This is a genomic window from Thermovibrio ruber (assembly GCF_055380895.1).
Genome location: NZ_AP042397.1, coordinates 612,659 through 629,085 on the forward strand (window position 1 = coordinate 612,659; position 16,427 = coordinate 629,085).

18 protein-coding genes are annotated in these 16,427 nt (G+C 44.0%); 8 read left to right on the plus strand and 10 right to left on the minus strand.

Going from position 1 to position 16,427, the window contains the following annotated elements; all coding sequences use genetic code 11:
• Positions 1–5 precede the first annotated feature (5 nt).
• The 5 genes from ACZ424_RS03105 to ACZ424_RS03125 are packed head-to-tail and all read left to right on the plus strand — an operon-like array spanning position 6 to position 3,712.
• Complete coding sequence (locus tag ACZ424_RS03105) at positions 6–881, plus strand: SDH family Clp fold serine proteinase (protein WP_464905057.1); 876 nt, start codon at positions 6–8, stop codon at positions 879–881.
• Between the two features lie 10 nt (positions 882–891).
• The gene (locus ACZ424_RS03110; protein ID WP_464905058.1) at positions 892–1,383 is read left to right on the plus strand and encodes a CarD family transcriptional regulator; all 492 of its coding nucleotides are present in this window, start codon (positions 892–894) and stop codon (positions 1,381–1,383) included.
• Positions 1,380–2,360 (plus strand): PIN/TRAM domain-containing protein, encoded by a 981-nt coding sequence (locus ACZ424_RS03115; RefSeq protein WP_464905059.1) that lies wholly within the window; start codon positions 1,380–1,382, stop codon positions 2,358–2,360. Before ACZ424_RS03110 ends, ACZ424_RS03115 begins: the two co-directional genes overlap by 4 nt.
• Positions 2,357–3,064 (plus strand): 2-C-methyl-D-erythritol 4-phosphate cytidylyltransferase, encoded by a 708-nt coding sequence (ispD, locus tag ACZ424_RS03120; protein ID WP_464905060.1) that lies wholly within the window; start codon positions 2,357–2,359, stop codon positions 3,062–3,064. The genes ACZ424_RS03115 and ispD overlap by 4 nt, the downstream gene beginning before the upstream one ends.
• Positions 3,065–3,712 carry a Crp/Fnr family transcriptional regulator gene (locus ACZ424_RS03125; protein ID WP_464905061.1) on the plus strand — a complete coding sequence of 216 codons (648 nt, stop codon included), beginning with the start codon at positions 3,065–3,067 and terminating at the stop codon, positions 3,710–3,712. It abuts the gene before it with no gap.
• On the opposite strand, the gene ACZ424_RS03130 is transcribed toward ACZ424_RS03125, so the two are convergent.
• Both ACZ424_RS03130 and cooS read right to left on the minus strand, forming a co-directional pair.
• Positions 3,684–4,019: a nitrous oxide-stimulated promoter family protein gene (locus ACZ424_RS03130; protein ID WP_464905062.1), complete on the minus strand. Its 336-nt coding sequence runs from the start codon at positions 4,017–4,019 to the stop codon at positions 3,684–3,686. The two genes, ACZ424_RS03125 and ACZ424_RS03130, sit on opposite strands and share 29 nt — an antisense overlap.
• A gap of 85 nt (positions 4,020–4,104) precedes the next feature.
• Complete coding sequence (gene cooS / locus ACZ424_RS03135; RefSeq protein ID WP_464905063.1) at positions 4,105–6,057, minus strand: anaerobic carbon-monoxide dehydrogenase catalytic subunit; 1,953 nt, start codon at positions 6,055–6,057, stop codon at positions 4,105–4,107.
• 146 nt (positions 6,058–6,203) lie between these two features.
• On the opposite strand from cooS, the gene ACZ424_RS03140 reads away from it, so the two are divergent.
• Positions 6,204–6,545, plus strand: coding sequence for a NifB/NifX family molybdenum-iron cluster-binding protein (locus ACZ424_RS03140; protein WP_464905064.1), 342 nt, complete (start codon positions 6,204–6,206; stop codon positions 6,543–6,545).
• A gap of 90 nt (positions 6,546–6,635) precedes the next feature.
• On the opposite strand, the gene sfsA is transcribed toward ACZ424_RS03140, so the two are convergent.
• On the minus strand, positions 6,636–7,322 hold the full coding sequence (gene sfsA / locus ACZ424_RS03145; RefSeq protein ID WP_464905065.1) for a DNA/RNA nuclease SfsA: 687 nt from the start codon (positions 7,320–7,322) through the stop codon (positions 6,636–6,638).
• Positions 7,322–7,969 carry an alpha-ribazole phosphatase gene (cobC, locus tag ACZ424_RS03150; RefSeq protein WP_464905066.1) on the minus strand — a complete coding sequence of 216 codons (648 nt, stop codon included), beginning with the start codon at positions 7,967–7,969 and terminating at the stop codon, positions 7,322–7,324. The genes sfsA and cobC overlap by 1 nt, the downstream gene beginning before the upstream one ends.
• 103 nt (positions 7,970–8,072) lie before the next feature.
• Between cobC and gltA the strand changes: the two genes are divergently transcribed.
• A complete protein-coding gene (gene gltA, locus ACZ424_RS03155; protein ID WP_464905067.1) occupies positions 8,073–9,503 on the plus strand; it encodes an NADPH-dependent glutamate synthase in 1,431 nt (476 codons plus the stop codon).
• A gap of 21 nt (positions 9,504–9,524) precedes the next feature.
• Here the strand turns inward: gltA and ACZ424_RS03160 are convergent, their stop codons facing one another.
• From ACZ424_RS03160 to ACZ424_RS03170, 3 genes are read right to left on the minus strand one after another with little or no spacing between them, the layout of a single operon-like run.
• Positions 9,525–10,076, minus strand: coding sequence for an RNA methyltransferase (locus ACZ424_RS03160; RefSeq protein WP_464905068.1), 552 nt, complete (start codon positions 10,074–10,076; stop codon positions 9,525–9,527).
• Positions 10,077–10,106: 30 nt separating this feature from the next.
• A complete protein-coding gene (locus ACZ424_RS03165) occupies positions 10,107–11,612 on the minus strand; it encodes an ABC1 kinase family protein (protein ID WP_464905069.1) in 1,506 nt (501 codons plus the stop codon).
• A complete protein-coding gene (locus ACZ424_RS03170) occupies positions 11,612–11,938 on the minus strand; it encodes a phasin family protein (protein WP_464905070.1) in 327 nt (108 codons plus the stop codon). The genes ACZ424_RS03165 and ACZ424_RS03170 overlap by 1 nt, the downstream gene beginning before the upstream one ends.
• A 63-nt stretch (positions 11,939–12,001) precedes the next feature.
• Between ACZ424_RS03170 and ACZ424_RS03175 the strand changes: the two genes are divergently transcribed.
• Positions 12,002–13,927 carry an LPS-assembly protein LptD gene (locus tag ACZ424_RS03175; RefSeq protein ID WP_464905071.1) on the plus strand — a complete coding sequence of 642 codons (1,926 nt, stop codon included), beginning with the start codon at positions 12,002–12,004 and terminating at the stop codon, positions 13,925–13,927.
• Here the strand turns inward: ACZ424_RS03175 and ACZ424_RS03180 are convergent.
• From ACZ424_RS03180 to ACZ424_RS03190, 3 genes are read right to left on the minus strand one after another with little or no spacing between them, the layout of a single operon-like run.
• Positions 13,911–14,783: a hypothetical protein gene (locus ACZ424_RS03180; RefSeq protein WP_464905072.1), complete on the minus strand. Its 873-nt coding sequence runs from the start codon at positions 14,781–14,783 to the stop codon at positions 13,911–13,913. The two genes, ACZ424_RS03175 and ACZ424_RS03180, sit on opposite strands and share 17 nt — an antisense overlap.
• Positions 14,783–15,583 (minus strand): ABC transporter permease, encoded by an 801-nt coding sequence (locus ACZ424_RS03185; RefSeq protein ID WP_464905073.1) that lies wholly within the window; start codon positions 15,581–15,583, stop codon positions 14,783–14,785. Before ACZ424_RS03185 ends, ACZ424_RS03180 begins: the two co-directional genes overlap by 1 nt.
• Entirely contained in the window at positions 15,580–16,407 is an 828-nt protein-coding gene (locus ACZ424_RS03190) for an ABC transporter ATP-binding protein (RefSeq protein WP_464905206.1), read from the minus strand. The genes ACZ424_RS03185 and ACZ424_RS03190 overlap by 4 nt, the downstream gene beginning before the upstream one ends.
• Positions 16,408–16,427 lie beyond the last annotated feature (20 nt).

A 16,427-nucleotide genomic window follows, 5' to 3' on the forward strand; every position in this document is an offset into this window, starting at 1 on the left:
CTCCCATGCACCAACAGCCCGGCTTTAGCTTCTTTGACCTCTTCTGGTTTCTCATTATCCTATTCTCACTGTGGCCACTCTTCCAACAGAAAAACCTTGAGTGGGCCAGGCTGAGACTCATAAGGGAGATTGAGAAAAAGAGGAAATCCCGTGTTATTACTATGATTCACCGCCAAGAACGTTTAGCTTTTATGGGATTTCCGTTGGTAAGGTTCATAACAATTGAAGATTCAGAGAGAATATTAAGAGCAATAAGAATGACCCCCGAAGACATGCCTATAGACCTGATAGTCCACACGCCTGGTGGTCTTGCCCTTGCAGCAACTCAGATAGCATCAGCCCTTGCGAAACACAAAGCTCCCGTCAGAGTAATCGTTCCCCACTACGCAATGTCCGGAGGAACTCTAATAGCCCTTGCAGCTGACGAAATCGTTATGGATACAAATGCGGTCTTAGGTCCACTTGACCCTCAGCTGGGACAGTTCCCTGCACCTTCAATAGTTAGAGCGGTAAAGGAGAAACTCCAGCACGATAGAACAAGCGTAAAGGACGAAACGCTGATCCTTGCAGACATTGCAGAAAAAGCCCTCTTTCAGATGAAGGAGACAATTGAGAGAATCCTGAAACTAAAAGGGTATGACAAGGAGAGAGCAGAGAAGATAGCAGACCTTTTAACCAGCGGCTACTGGACTCACGACTACCCGCTAACAGTTGAAGTTATTAAATCTTTAGGGCTTAACGTTTCTACAGACGTTCCTAAAGAAGTTTACGACCTTATGGAGCTCTACTACCAGCCTACAGGCCAGGCCTCAGTTCAGTACATTCCTATCCCCTACGGAGAACCAAAAAAAGGGGAGGTGCCGGTAAGGAAACCACATTAGGAGCGTTAAAGTGTTCAGAATAGGAGACAAAGTAGCCTACCCCCCACACGGAGTGGGAGTGATAGAGGGAAAAGAAGAAAGAGAGATAGGGGGGAGGAAAGTCGTATACCTAAGGATTAACCTCATTGGGAAGAACATGTCAATACTGGTTCCTCAGGAAAGTGCCGAAAGTTCAGGAATAAGGCCTGTTCTCTCTAAAGAGGAGATAGAGGAGCTCTTTCAGTTCCTCTCAGAAGTTCCAAAGAACATAAGCGAGAAGTGGACGGTTCGCCATAGGCTCAACGTAGATAGGCTCAAAACGGGAAACGTAAAAGAGCTTGCAACGGTAGTTAGAAACCTCTCTTACAGGTCTAAGGAGAAAGAGCTCTCCTACTCCGAAAAGAGGATGTTTGAGGAAGCCTTCAGTAAATTGGCAGAGGAGATATCACTTTCACTGGGAGAACCGGTTAAAAAAGTTAAACAGAGGATAAGGAAGATACTGAAAGAGGTTAAAAAGAAGTGATAACAAAAATAGTAGGCGGATTTTTCCTCTTCCTCATATTCGTAACAATCGTAATTTTCAAAAACTACGGTTTTACCCTTACCCAATCGCTGATATTAGGAATCTTCATAACGGCAGCCTCTTTTCTTTTTTACCAATTCGTTCTAAAGAAAAAGCTCTCAGTAAAGGTTATTCTGTTCTTCTTTATCGGCTTCTACTTAGGACTCTACCTTGCAAAGGGAATAACCCTCTCTCTCTACCCTATTTTCTCTTCTTTTACATACCTACAGGACATACTCTTCCTTACACTTCCATACTTGTTTGCCTTTTTGGCCGTTGAACTGGGAACAAACAGGCCGATCAGTGAGCTGTTGAAGGAGGAATCTCCCCTCTACTGTACCCCAAAGGTGGTTGATACCAGCGCCCTAATAGATGGAAGGGTCTACGAGATAGCAAAAATCGGTTTTATTGAGGGAAAAATAATTATTCCGAGGTTTGTTTTAGAGGAACTCCAGCTCCTTGCAGACTCAACAGACCCTACAGTTAGAACCAAAGGGAAGAAAGGCCTTGATGTCGTCTCTCAGCTGAAAACCCTTGAAAAACCACCTGTTGAGATATATGAAAGGGACTTTCCCTGGATAAGGGACGTTGACGCAAAACTGGTAGAGCTCTCCAAAAGACTCAACGCAAAGCTGATAACGACGGACTACAACCTAAACAGAGTTGCAACGATTAAAGGAGTTGAGATACTCAACATAAACGACCTTGCAAACGCACTGAAGCCTGTAGTTGCCGTAGGCGAGGAGTTGGTCGTCTTCTTAGTTAAGGAAGGAAAAGAGAAAAACCAAGGAGTAGGCTACTTAGACGACGGAACAATGGTCGTCGTTGACAACGCAAAACACCTGATAGGACACAAAGTTAAGGTTTTAGTCAACAACATTCTCCAGACATCTGCCGGGAAGATAATCTTCGGCAGGCTCAAAGAGGTGGTGAAGTGAGAGTTGCAGTTATACCGGCCGCTGGCTCTGGAAAGCGGTTCGGAGGGAAGAAACAGTTTTTCAAAATTTTGGGAAGAAACGTAGTTGAGTTTCCCCTTGAAGTGTTTAATAAAAGTGAGCTAATAGACGCAATTATTTTGGTTCTTCCAAAGGAGGACATAAACGTAGGAAAAGAGCTCCAGAGCCGGTTTCCCAAAATAGCAGCAGTAGTTGAAGGAGGTGAAGAGAGACAGTCTTCAGTCTTTAAAGGACTTCTAAAGGCAGCTGAGCTCAACCCCAAAGAGGTTATAGTTCATGACGGTGTTCGGCCTATAGTGGAGCTCTTAACTATAAACGACCTCATAGTAGCCCTGTCAGACTATGAAGCAGACGGCGTTATTTTAGGGGTAAGACCTAAAGAAACTGTGAAAGAGGTGGGAGCTCCATTAGAACCGGGAGACTTTTTAGTAGAGAAAACCTTAAACAGAGACAAGCTTATACTGGTTCAAACACCTCAAATTTTTAAGTTTAAAGTTCTACTTGAGTGCCATAAACGGGCTGAAAAAGAGGAGATTATCGTAACAGACGACTCTGCCCTCCTTGAAAAATTCGGGTATACAGTAGTTTCCATAGAAGGAGACTACAGAAACATAAAAATAACAACACCAGAAGATGCTAAAATAGCGGAAGTATTCTTAAGAGATATCTACTGCTCTGGAGTTTAAATGGAATTTCTCAGAGAAGTTCTACTATTCAGCGGACTTTCTGAGGAACAGCTAAGGAAAATAGAGCAAATATCTCTAAGAAGAAATTTTTCTCGGGGAGAGGTTATATTCAACCCTGGCGAAAAGGGAAACTACTTCTTCATTCTCAAATCGGGAAAAGTCAAAATATTTAAAACATCAAAGGGAAAAGAGCAAATAATTAAAGTTTTTGACAAACCTGCCTGCTTCGGAGAAGCTGCAAGCTTTACAGGAAAGAACTTTCCAGCTTGGGCTGAAGCTATTGAAGATTCAGAAGTTCTCGTAATTCCAAGGGAAAAGTTCTTAAAGTTGATAAAAGAAGATCCAGAAATAGGAATGAACCTGCTCTCGGTAATGGCTCAGAGGCTCATGCACCTAACGAACGTAATAGAGAGTCTCTCCCTCAAAAATGCACTATCTAAGGTAGCCTCTTACATACTGAGGAAATATGAAGAAGAGGAAAAAAGGGAAATTACCTTCAGCACAAGCTTAGCCTCTATGGAGTTAGGTCTTACAAAGGAGACGGTATCAAGAATGCTTGCAAGACTGAAAGAGCTGGGAACAATTGAGAAGTCAAGGAACAAAATCGTTGTTAAAAACGTTAGCGCTTTGAAAGACCTGTCTTTTTAGGTGAAAACTTATCCTTAATCTCATGGAAGAGCCAACCGATAGGGTCGTAAATAATGAGCCTCGGGCCGCTAAACTTCATTACTTCCCTTATTTTTTCTCTCATGTCCGGCCTATAGCAGTGAACAGGACATTTCTTGCAGGTAGGTTTTCTCTCTCCAAACGGGCACAGATCTAAGCGCTGAAAGGCGTAGTTGAGAAGCTTGGAACACTCGGGGCAGAGCTCCCCTCTCCTGCTTCCGTGCTTCTTCCAGCAGTAAATTTCAACCATTCTTCTTATAGTCTCTTTTTCCCTATCTAAAACGCTCAAGGTTATCTCCAGTTTAAAAATAAAGAGCCCTCCCCAGAATAGGGGAAGGTTACACTCACTGGGAGGGAGGAGATGAAGATATTAGCTATATACCAAGAAGTTCTCTCTTCTTCATGATGTGCTCTTCCATGGCGTTAGCGGCCTCTACAGGATCGTCTCCTACGGCAATCTTACCGCCTGTAAGTCCTTCAACCTCTTCTGTTAGAAGCTTTACAACCTTGTCTGAACCAGTAACGGGAGGAACAGGTGAAACGTGTGTGTAGAATCCCATAGCAACAGCAGAGAAGCCGTCAATAACCGCTTTCTGTTCCATGTACTCAGGAGCCGTAACGACAGCCGGAAGCTGTGACGGGTCAACGCCAAGGGCGTTTGCAATTGCAACAGCAGTCATAATGATTCTTCCGGTATCTGTGCAGGTTCCAAAAGAGAGAACAGGTGGAATTCCAAGGGCTTTACAGACACCTGCAAGCTTAGGCCCTGCATACTTTTCTGCAGCCTCTACTGTTTCAAGACCGGCCTTCTGCATACCTGCGTTACCACAACCTGCACCGATAACTAAGATATCTCTCTTAATAAGCTCTTTAGCAAGGTTAACTGTCATACTGTCTTGAGGACCGTTTCCAAGGGAGGTACAGTTAACGAGGGCTGCTATTCCTTTTATGTCTCCGCTTTTAATCACTTCAAGGAGTGGATCTAAGCTTCCACCTAAGGCATTGACTATAGCCTCGGCAGAAAAACCAACTAAAGCCTTCTGCTTGAACCTTGAAACGTCTGCTTTCTGCTTATTTCTCCTCTCCTTAAAGTTCTCAATGGCAAGCTTGATTATCTCCTCAGCCACCTTTGCCTCGTTTCCAGGTTCATACTCAAGCCTGATAGAGCCGGGGACACCTATAATGTTTGAAACCGCTATAAGCTTGAAGTTATACTTGTCGGCATATTCTTTCAGGTTTGCAAGGGAACAGTTCATATCCATAACAAAAGCATCAACTGCTCCCGTTGAGAGAAAGTATTCAATTGAAATCCAGTTTGAAGTTAAACCGGCAAATACGTCGTCACACTCAACCCTTGCCATAATCTCCTGACCGGTCTCAATAGAACCGACGATTTTCACTCCTTTTGCTCCAGCCTCTCTCGCCATTTGCTGGAAATTTTCGTCTTTAGCAAGCTTAATGAGTGCCATTCCAACGAAAGGTTCGTGACCGTTCGGAAGTATGTTTACGTAGTCTGGGTCTAAAACTCCAAAGTCAACTGTGCACTGGTGTGGAGAGGGAGTTCCGTAGAGAGCATCTTGAATCATCTCAAGGGGAACGAGGCTTCCAAAAGCAGAAGCAACTCCATTTCTAAGAGCTGCAAGAGCAAGAGTGATGTAGTCACCGTCAATGTTTGTCATAGAACGGGCAACAGAGTCTACAAGTTCGTTCATTGGTCCCTTTGGAGTAATCCCCAACTTTTTGAAAACTTCTTTCCTACTCTCTGGAACAAGTGCCTCTACAAATGTTGAAGTTTTGTTTTCTGAAAGCGTTTCAAGAACTCTCTGGGCAACCTTTTCAGCCTTTGTATCAAGGGGAAGTGAAGTATCAACACCTAAGATCTGGGCAAGAGCGTCTATCTTAGAAGGGTCTTTAACCTCGTAAACTGTGTTACCCCTTGCAGTCTCAAGGAGAGTAAGGGCTGCTTCTCTACAGTGGTAGGTGTAGGCTGCAAGTCCCATGTTGGCCTTTATGAGGAGGTTCCTCATAACGATACCGTGGGCGTCAATTCCACAAACTCCCCTCGGCGTCTGTGGGGTAATACGGCAGGGACCCATTGAGCAGAGCTGACAGGAGACTCCCTCTTTACAGAACTTACAGCGTACCTTTTCCATAGCCTCAAAACGGTCGGCGACGTTTGAAAGACCAGCTTCCTTTACCTTTTGGTACATAAAGTTGACGCTTTCGTGAACAGATGGCATTTTTAGACCTACGCCTGTTGCAAGGTCTGACTCAACACAGAAGCTTGGCTCCTCTCCTCCGTTCCCTTTCTTGAAAAATCCGAACATATTTTCCTCCTGAAATTTCTAGTCTCTACTTCAAAGAGTAAAACAGAAAGAGGAAGAATTCCTTGACATAGGTCAAATACAGCTCAATATTTGAATATACCGTTAATTTGATTTCTATAATTAAATTGTTTAACCAGAGAGTAGAGATGAAAGTTGCCGTACCTGTCTTGGAAAAAGTGATAGATGGAAAGAAAATGATAAACCCACACTTTGGGAAGTCTAAGCTGTTTGCAGTTGTGGATACAGAAACAGGAGAACTTAAAACTTTAGAAAACCCGGCAACTGAACAGGAAAAGGGTAAGGGAAGGCTTATAGCAGAAACTTTTTACAGGGAAGGCGTAGAAGCTCTCTTAATTAAAGATATTGGAGAGGGAGCCTTTGAGAAAATCTCTTCAGTGGGAATAAAAGTATTTAGGGTTCCGGAAAATGCAAAGTTTTTAGAAGAAGCTTTAGAACTGTTTAAAGAGGGAAAACTGACAGCTCTTTAAAAAGGCCCCCAAGGTTCGGGGGCAGCCTAAACGTGAGGAGGGAGAGATGGAGCATCTGGGTGGAAAATAATATACAAGCTCTATCAAAAGTCAAGGGCATAGGATTAAACTTCCTCTGTAAACCACTTCTCCTGAGGGAAGAAACTGAAGTTTAACGCCGTAAAACTCTATACCATCTTTTAAAGCCGTGTAAAAAAGTTCAGAAAACTCCGGGTCAGTTATTCTATTCGGCCTAAAGCAGCTACACCCTCTAAAGGCTAAAAACAGGAGAGCTCCCCGCAATCCCTTTTTCACGGCCTCAAGGAGCTCCTCAACGTGCCTTCTTCCCCTTTCTGTAGGGGCGTCTGGAAAGAGGCAGGTTTTACCTACGACGAGGTTGCAGCCCTTTACTTCAAGGAGAAGACTGTCGTCAATCAGGAAGTCTATACGGCTACTTCCAAAAGGAAACTCGGGCTTGATCTTTTTGGGTCTAAAACCTAAAAGCCCTTCCTCTAAAACTCTCTGCGCAACTTTTGAGTGAACAGATGTGTTGAGTAAAACCCACTCATTTTCCTTTTTAACGGCTACGAACTTAAAGTCAAGTTTCCCCCTTAGGTTTGGAGAGAGGAGGACGGGAGCTCCCTCTTTAAGGAGCTCCTTGAGTCTACCAGTATCACTCAGGTGAGCCTTTTTAACCTTTTTGCCTACCTCAACCAAAACAACAAATCGGTTCAACCGCTTGAGAAACCTACCTTCTACAAAGTCTCCCAAATACTCCTTTAAATTAAGAAGAACCATCAGAGGGACTTTTGAACTTCAAAATCTATCTCTTTACCGAGGTGACCCGTGGCGTTTGCAACGTGAACCACGACTCTCCCGCTTTCTGGCTCATACTCCAAAACGGTTATACCGCAGTTTGCCTGCTTAAAAGCCCAGAACTTGTTGAGGTCTGTACCCAACAGGTGGCACATAAGAACTTTGTTTGTAGCGTCGTGTCCCACTATAACGATTAAATCCTCTGGAGAGAATTGAGAAACGACCTCCTCAAAGGCCTTTACAGCCCTGTCATAAACGTTCTTTAAGCTCTCTCCACCGGGCATCTGAACTTCAGCAGGTCTTGTCCTCCAGAGTTTTAAGAGCTCCGGATACCTTTTCTCAACTTCAGAGGCAAGCATCCCTTCCCATTCCCCGTGGTCTATCTCCTTAAAACCTTCTTTAATCTGAACCTTAAGGCCGTGGTGTTTCGCAATCTCCTTTGCCGTATCCCTACACCTTGAAAGGGGGCTTGAGAAAACAGCCTTAATCGGGAAATCCTTAAGGGCCTCTCCAACTCTCCTTGCCTGCTCTTTCCCCTCTTCGTTTAGAGGAATGTCCATCTTTCCCTGATACCTGCCTTCAGCGTTCCAAACAGTTTTACCATGTCTAACAAGGATAACTTTCGGCATTCAGTCCTCCCAGAGTTTTTCTTCGGGAATTATACAGTCAGCGGATTTTTACAAATTTTTTACAAAACTGTAAAATTTCCTAAACACCATACGGAGGATGAGGATGAAAAAAAGGCTTGACAGGTGGATGGACAGAATGCCGATGCCGGTTCTTCCACCGGAAGTCAGAAAACGGGTTTTCAACGAATACGTTTTAGGATACGGCCACACAGCTGCAAAGGACGAATCTATTAGGTGTCTTCTCTGCAAAACCCCAACTTGTATGGATTCCTGCCCCGTAAACAGCAGAATCCCTGAGTGGATAGAGACAATTCAGAAGGAAAACGTTATTGAAGGCTACAAGATACTAAGGGATAGAAACCCGTTTAGCTCCGTCTGTGGAAGGGTATGCCCTCAGGAGAGGCTCTGTGAGAGTACCTGCATTTTACTGAGGAGAAAAAACGGAGAATCGGTTGCAATTGGAGGCCTTGAAAGGTTTATAGCCGATAACGTGAGAATGTCCGGCGTCAACTGGGTTGACGAGAAGGAGCGCGAAGACACAGGAAAAAAGGTTGCCGTTATCGGTGGTGGTCCTGCTGGCCTTTCAGCAGCATACTTTTTAGCTAAAAAAGGCCACAAAGTCACGATCTTTGAAGCCCTTCCATACCTTGGCGGAGTAATGAGATACGGAATTCCTGAGTCAAGACTCCCGAGGGAAGCCTTAGACTGGGATATAAACCTCATTCTAAACCTTGGAGTTGAAGTTAGAACAAACACGGTCGTCGGAGAGGATATTACGTTAGACCAGATAAAGCAGGAATATGACGCCGTTTTTATAGCCGTAGGCTCTGGAAGGGGTAAAAAACCAGACATTCCGGGAGTTGACCTTAAAGGTTCCTACTCTGCAGTAGGCTTTTTGATGAAAGTAAACACGGGAGAAACCCATCCCCTTCTTGCACCTGAAAGGGAGATAGAGCTCCCCCAAAATAAGAGAGTTGTAGTAGTAGGTGGCGGATTTACTGCCGTTGACTGTGCCTTAGTTGCCGTTAGACTCGGAAACGAAGTAGAAATCGTTTATAGGAGAACTAAAGATTCCTCATCTGCAAGGGAAGATGAGTGGGAAATGCTTGAAGAGGAAGGGGTAAAGATGAACTGGCTTACCCAACCTGTAGAGGTTGTGGGAGACAACGAAGGAAAAGTTAAAGCATTAAAGTGCGTTAAGATGGAACTCATACCTCAGGAAAACGGTAGACCAAAGGTCAAACCTGTTGAGGGCTCTGAGTTTGAGATTCCCTGCGACGTAGTCGTCTTTGCCGTAGGACAGGCTGACAACCCTGTAGCCTACAAAGACCTTGAAGGCCTTAAAGTAGACAAGTGGAACAACCTCTCTACCGTAGACGATGAGTTCAGAACAAATGTAGAGGGAGTTTGGGCTGGAGGAGACGTAGTTAACGGCGGCGACCTGGTCGTTACGGCAATTAAACACGCCCAAATTGCTGCAAGGTCTATCCACAAATACTTAACAACGGGAAAGTGGGAGTATAAAGGAGAGTAAATTAACGGTGGGCCTTCGGGCTCACCTTCCAAGCAATCTATCAAGAATAATTGAGGCTGCAGACCTAACAGAGAGGTGGTTGTAGTCTGTAGCTCCCTCTATAGGTTCTAAAATGTAGTCAGCCGACGAAATGAACTCATCGGTTAAACCCCAACCTGTTCCGAAACAGATAATGACGTCCTCTCCTTCTGCTATTCTTTCCCTTAAAAAGGGATATGAAACAGCATTTTTATACATCTTGGCAGTGGTAACTACAACCTTCGGCCTTCCCCCGTCGCTCTTTTCTATATCTGAAATGACGTCTTCAAAGTAGGGAACGGCTCTTACTATCTTTAAAGCTTCCCAACGCTTCGGGTTGTATTCCCTTCCGTGACCGCTCTGCCAAAAAGAGAGGAGCTTTTTAGCAAGCCACAGGTGGTTCTCTATGGGCTGGACAACATAGTAGCGTTTAACTCCGAAAGTTCTTGAAGCCCTTGCTATATCGTGAATGTCAAGTGTTGTAAGTGAAGTTGCTACAACCTTGCCGCTTTTGTTGTAAACGGGGTAGTGGATCAGAGCCGTATATACAGCCATCTTCTTCTCCTTTCCGTTTTTGAAAGGATACTACTTCCAGGCTAACCTTTTAAAGACTAAGAGAAACGGAAGGTAGAGTAAGAGGAACTTGGGAGAAAAAGTTAGAACAACCGAAAACCCTAAAACGGCAGCACTCCAAAAGAGAGCTCCCGGCTCCTTTCCTTCCCGCTTTAAATTGGACTTTAAAAGATCTGGAAGTTCAGAGAGGAACTCCCCGTAGTCCATAGTCAGCCGAAGGCCTCTCCTCTTAACCGCAGATAAAACAGTTTTTGGAGCAATTCTTTTAAGGTAGGGTTTTAAAACCGGCGGCAGACGGAAATCGGGGTAAATTATCCGTGCTATAGACTCCGTATGGGCTATCGTTTTCATAAGCGTAACAAGCTCCTCCGGAAGGACAACTTTAAACCGCCTTGCGACGGAGAGCTCCTCGTAAAAGAGCTTTTCGGCGTCAATCTGTGAGAGTGGCCTGTTGTAGTATTTGTCAAGGAAAATGAGAATTTCTCGCTTTAAAAGGTTCTCATTAACCTTTTCACTTACCGCTCCTATCCGTTTCAGTGCACTCACTATAAGTTCTGGATCTCTGTTCATAACCCCTACAGAAAAGAGAAAAAACTCTGTAAGGGTATCGGGAGAGAGCCTTCCAACAATTCCGAAGTCAACAAAAGCAAAGCGTTTGTCGTCTAACAGGAATACGTTCCCGGGGTGGAGGTCTCCGTGGAAAACGCTCAGCTCAAAAACCGTTCTGTTAACGATGTGGACAAACCTCTCGGCAAGCTCTCTCCTCTCCTCTTCAGAAAACTCCTCAAAGAGCTCCGGAGAGAGTTTTCTTCCTTTGACAAACTCCGTCGTTAAATAACGAAGAGAGGAGAGCTCCCACACAACCCCCGGAACAAAGAGGGAAGGCTCCTGCTGGGAAAACTTCCTAAAGAGCTCCATATATGCAGCTTCAGTCGTCAGGTCTAACTCGTTAAGGAGCATCCTCTCAAACTCTGAGACTATCTGTGGAATCCTAAACCCCCTTACAGCCGGAACGAATGAGATAAGGGAAACGAGAATTTTCAGCGTTGAGGTATCCCTCTTTATGAGCTCTTCAGCCTTCGGTCTTATAATTTTCAGGGCAACTTCCCTACCGTCTTTAAGAACAGCCCTGTGGACTTGTGCAACGGAGCCGGAGCCTATAGGCTCTTCATCTATGTGGAGAAAGGCGTCTTTAAGCTCAGGGTAGTGGTGAAGGAGCTCCTCAAGGGGCTGTGGTGGAACTCTATCCTGTAGGCTCTCCAGCTCTTTTATGTAGTCTGAAGGAAGGATGTCCACTCTTGTAGAAAGAAGCTGACCTATCTTAACGTAAGCTCCACCGAGCCTCTCAAGTGCCACCTTTAAACGTTTAGGAGGGGGATAGGAGAGGAGCCCCCTGTAGGGAAGAAAAGGAAGGCTGAACAGGAGAGCTCCCAAAGGGGTCAAATACCTCTCAAGAAGCTCGTAGGAGCAGAAGTAGAGGGAACCCAAAACCTGATAGAGCCTTAAAAGGTTAGACATTACTTTTTCTCTTTATCCTTTAAAGCCTTCTTCAGCTCCTCAAGTTCTGCTTTAAGTGATTGTAGTTCTTTCTCAAGAGCTTCAACTTGGTCTTTCGTTGCAACGGGGAGCTCCTTCAGGACTTTCTCAACCTCTTTGGCTATCTCTTCTTTCTGCTTCTCTAACTGCCCTTTCAACTGTTTTAGGAACTTCTTTCCCTCTTCTTCAGAGATCTTCCCCTTCTCCTCAAGCTCCTCAACAAATTTCTCAACCTTTTCAGAAACAAGGGAGATAAAGCCTATCTGGAGAAGTGCAACCTTCTTTACCAGTTCTGCTGCTCCTTTCATCATAGCCTCCAAACAGTGATTTCAGTTTAAAATTATGAAGATTAAAAGAGAAAGGGGAAAGATTTGAAGAGGTTAACTGCTGCCATCTTTTTTCTAATTCCTGTAGCAGTTTACGGAGCTCCCGTTCAGATAACCGCCCAGAAAATAGAGGGAAGCGTAGAGAAAACTCTCAGGGCATCGGGAAAGGTAGTAGTCAGGTATCAAGATGTCATAATAAAGGGAGACAACGCCTTCTACGACAGAAACGCCGGAATCATTCGGGTCTGGGGAAACGTAGAGATAGAGGAAAAGCCGGCGCACCTCTTCTGTAAAGAGGTAATCTACAACGTAAAGACAAAGAGGGCTATTCTAACAGAGGTTGAAGGCTACCTGTCGCCGACAGACAGAATCAAGGCAAGGGAGATTGAAAGAATCTCTGAAAAGGAGTGGGTAGCCTACGACGGAGAGTATACTCCTTGTTCTCACGTCTGTCCCGACTGGTCTGTAACCTCTAAAAAATTTAAAATTCTCCTCGGTGAGTCTTTCAGCGGAAAGTGGGTAGCGTTTAGAGTTAAAGAGATTCCCATACTGGTTTCTCCATACCTCTCAGGCCCTATTCAGAGAAAGAGGAAATCAGGACTTCTTACCCCAAGACTTGGATACATGAGTAAAGACGGATTTGCCTATAGGCAACCCATCTACCTGGTTTTGGGAAGGAGTGCAGACCTTACCCTTACTTACGAGAAGAGGAGCATTAACGGAGAGGGAGGAGAGGCAGAGTTTCGCTACGTTTTAGGGGAGAAAAACTGGGGAGATTTAACCTACTATCAGCTTGACAGGAAAGAGGAAAAGAACTGGCGGGTTGGCTTTTACCACACGTATAACCCTAACGACTACACTTACGTTAAAACGAACGTAAACATTGTAAACAGTAGGTCTTACTACATAAACTCGTCGGACTTTAACGTTGAAGAACAGACCCAGCTCTATACAAAGTCAACAGTTACAGGTTCAAAACTCTGGGAAAGGGCAATTCTCAACATGAACTCTACTTACTTCCGATACCTCATAGGTTCAACAAATACAGCTTATCAGAAAGTTCCTGAGGTTAATTTTTACCTGATGGATACTCCTATTCCCAAAACACCACTTACGTTTAACCTCAGCTCAGACATTACCTACTTTTACAGAGAAGCCGGAGGAAGTAGCTACAGGTTAAATGCTCTACCTTCACTTAGGTTGATAAAGAAGTTCGGAGTAGTGAAAAACAGCTCAAAGCTCAGCTACTTGATGACCTCTTACCAGAGGGGAGGAAGCAGACACATATGGGAGTTTAAAAACAGCTCGCAGGTAAACAGGTTTTTCCGGCTCGGAAGTTACGGCATCTCTCTAAATCCGAAACTCTCGTTCTTTTACAGACAGAGTAAAGACCAGAGATCCAACCCCCTCTTTGACCTTACAGACAGGCTGAAAGGAGAAAGAACCTTAACTCCGGAGATAGAAACCTTCATCTACTCACCAAAAGGAAGGATTGCAAGGGTTACCCTTTCTTCAGACTACAGCTTTACAGGTAGCTGGGAAACTCTTTCCCTTGATGCCGATACCTCTCCCGTTAGTTGGCTGGGAATAAGGGAAACTCTTCTCTTTTCCCCTTCGGAAGGGAAACTCCAGTTTTCAAACACCCACATCTCACTCAACCTTAGCAGAGCCTCTCTGTGGGGCAACTACTATAGACAAAACAACCCCGAAAAGATAACCTACTTAAGGTGGGGAGCAGGCTTTCCGATTAACCGTTATCTCTCCTTCTCCTACCAGCAGAGATACGACCTGAAACTGAAAGAAGATAGAGAGAGACAGTATTCAATTCAGATAGATAGGGGATGCTGGACGGGAAACATCTCTTATAGGTGGATAAAGAACTACGACAATGCCATAGACTACCAGATACTCCTGAGAGTAAACCTTTTAAGGTTGGGAAGCTACGGCTACAAACTTACCGGGAAAAAGTAGATTTTTTAATCGGCCTTAAGTTACTTGTAGTCCAAACGGAACACTTACCTTTCTTTATGTAGAACTTTCCGCCGTAAGGATCTTCAGGGAGAGCTCTAATTATCCCTAACTTAACAAGCTCCTGAATGTCAGAAGGGCATCTCCCAAACCTTTTCCTGTAAACCTCAAGTGCTCTGTCAAGCTCCTTTATAGCAAGGAGTGCCCTTAAACGCTTTTTTAACTCCTTCTTTACTGTATCCTCTTTTGCTCTCTTAAGTTCCTCGTAAGTAACGGCAATGGCAAGGTCAACTTTTCCCGACTCAGCATAGAAGCGCGGAACTAAGAGCTTCAGGTAGGTGGGAGCTCCCTCCATCTCAGAGGCCATTTTCAGGTATTCTGCACCTTTAACCTTATCTTTTAGGAAGTAGAAGTAGTTAAAAGCTACCAAAAAAGGGATTCTCCAATCCTTTACGTAACGGCTTCCGTTAATGAGAATGGAATTGATTCTAAGAAGGAGCTCCTTGTTCCTCTCAATGTTCCAAGGAACATAAGCACCGAGGTAGTAAAGAGGATCAAAGTAGTAAGGGTCTAACTTCTCCACTACTCCTACGTTTTCAATCAGTCGCTTCCACTCCTCTTCCGTAAACTTCCTCTCTTTCCACCTGTTAAAAACATCGTTTCCGGTAAGGTAGCAAATGTTCATAAAGAGAAGGTCAGCAGCTGGGCTCCTAAAACCGGGAGATGAGAGAAGAACTTGACTGTAAGAGTATGGAAGAACGGGCATTATCTCATCTACCCGAGGCTTAATCCGGTCAGCCTTCAACATAAACGGAACGGAAACCAAGACGAAAAGAAAAGCGACAAAAAGGCGTTTCACTATAACTCTCTCCCGTCAAACAGATAGGTAGCAACCAAAAGAACTGCAGAGGTGTAAATGACGAAATATACAAAGACCAGCAAAAAGTAGATGGGAGAAACATTTATAGAGAAGTGAACGGCGTAGTCCTTTATATCAAAGAGAGAAAAGTTGGGAAGTAGGTAGTAGGCTACTTGAACAATCAACTTGTTGAGGGAGGAAACGTATTTTGACGAAACGACAAGCTCTTTTACGGGGGAGAGCTCCAGCCCTACCACAAACAGGAAAACAGCAGAAAGAATGGCTAAAACGTGGCTTGTAAAGAAAAGGGCAAAAAGGATTCCAAAGGCAGAGAGAAAAACACCCATAAGAAAAGTTAAGAGAGAAACCAGAAAAACCCTTTCAACAACGACAACGTGGGGAACGTAAAGTTGGGCAACGTCTCCAATTATCAAAATCCCCGAAGTGACCAAAAAGAAAGAAATAAAAGTAAAAAGAACTACAGCTCCTGCACACCCGAAAAACTTACCAAGAACGTAATCGCTTCTCCTTACCGGCTTAGAGAAAATCAGGTAGATGACTTTATCTGAAACATCCCTAAAAGTGCTTCCCACAGAGGAAAAGATAGAGTAGAGGGCAACTATAAAAAAGAAAAAGGCCAAAGAAAAGTCCATTGCCACTTTTACAGTATCGCCGGCAACAACGTCGGAGATAAGTTTACTGATAAAGACCAGAAAAACCTCTGCCACTAAAAGACCTACAAATGCTCTTTCTTTCAAAAGCTCCTTAAACGTAAGTTTTGCCACAGAGAGGCAGCTCAACTAACCCTCCTACTTTCCTCAATGTATGAAACAAGAATCTCCTCAAGGGAAAGTCTATCCGGTTCAACGCTTATAATCTCATAACCTTCAGATCTCAACTTTTCAAAAAAAGACCACAGCCCATCAACCTTAACCTTAAAAGTTCTTAGGTTATTACTACCTATCTTTCTTGCCGTTATAACGTAACCCCTCAGGAATTTATGAACGATGTTTGCAATGCTATCTAAAAGCTTTATTTCACCGTCAACAATAACTGCAATCCTGTCTGAAAGTCTTTCAACGTCTTGAATAATATGGGAGCTGTAAAAAACAGTTTTTCCTTTCTCCTTTAAGCTCTTCATCACAGAGGCAATAATGTTTCTTCCAACGGGATCAAGACCACTCATCGGTTCGTCTAAGATAAGGAGGTCTGGGTCGTTTAAAAGGGTAGAAGCAAACAGAAGCCTTTGAACCATTCCTTTTGAGTAGGAAGAGATAGACTGCTCCTCAACACCTAACAGATCAACCAACTCAAGAAGCCGTGTAAACAGTTTTTTCCTCTCGTGATAGGGAATTCCGTAAACATCAGCACAGAAGTCCAAGTATTCTTTGCCGGTTATAGAACCGTAAATGTAAGGCTTCTCCGGTAGAAATCCTAAACTACTTCTTACAAAAATGTCCGTATTTGGTCGTCCGAATATCAAAACTTCCCCGGAATCTGGTCTAACAAAGTCCATAACTATCTTAATTGTTGTTGTCTTTCCAGCCCCATTTGGTCCTATAAATCCAAATATCTCCTCAAAAACCTCAAAACTTATTCCTTTAAGAACGTCTTTTTTTTTAATCCAAAAAGTGAACTTTTCTT

Excerpts from the sequence above, each read along its gene's own strand:
- ACZ424_RS03105 (WP_464905057.1), top strand. The coding sequence starts at position 6 with ATGCACCAACAGCCCGGCTTTAGCTTCTTTGACCTCTTCTGGTTTCTC.
- ACZ424_RS03125 (WP_464905061.1), top strand. The coding sequence starts at position 3,065 with ATGGAATTTCTCAGAGAAGTTCTACTATTCAGCGGACTTTCTGAGGAA.
- cooS (WP_464905063.1), bottom strand. The coding sequence starts at position 6,057 with ATGTTCGGATTTTTCAAGAAAGGGAACGGAGGAGAGGAGCCAAGCTTC.
- ACZ424_RS03140 (WP_464905064.1), top strand. The coding sequence starts at position 6,204 with ATGAAAGTTGCCGTACCTGTCTTGGAAAAAGTGATAGATGGAAAGAAA.
- sfsA (WP_464905065.1), bottom strand. The coding sequence starts at position 7,322 with ATGGTTCTTCTTAATTTAAAGGAGTATTTGGGAGACTTTGTAGAAGGT.
- cobC (WP_464905066.1), bottom strand. The coding sequence starts at position 7,969 with ATGCCGAAAGTTATCCTTGTTAGACATGGTAAAACTGTTTGGAACGCT.
- gltA (WP_464905067.1), top strand. The coding sequence starts at position 8,073 with ATGAAAAAAAGGCTTGACAGGTGGATGGACAGAATGCCGATGCCGGTT.
- ACZ424_RS03160 (WP_464905068.1), bottom strand. The coding sequence starts at position 10,076 with ATGGCTGTATATACGGCTCTGATCCACTACCCCGTTTACAACAAAAGC.
- ACZ424_RS03165 (WP_464905069.1), bottom strand. The coding sequence starts at position 11,612 with ATGTCTAACCTTTTAAGGCTCTATCAGGTTTTGGGTTCCCTCTACTTC.
- ACZ424_RS03170 (WP_464905070.1), bottom strand. The coding sequence starts at position 11,938 with ATGAAAGGAGCAGCAGAACTGGTAAAGAAGGTTGCACTTCTCCAGATA.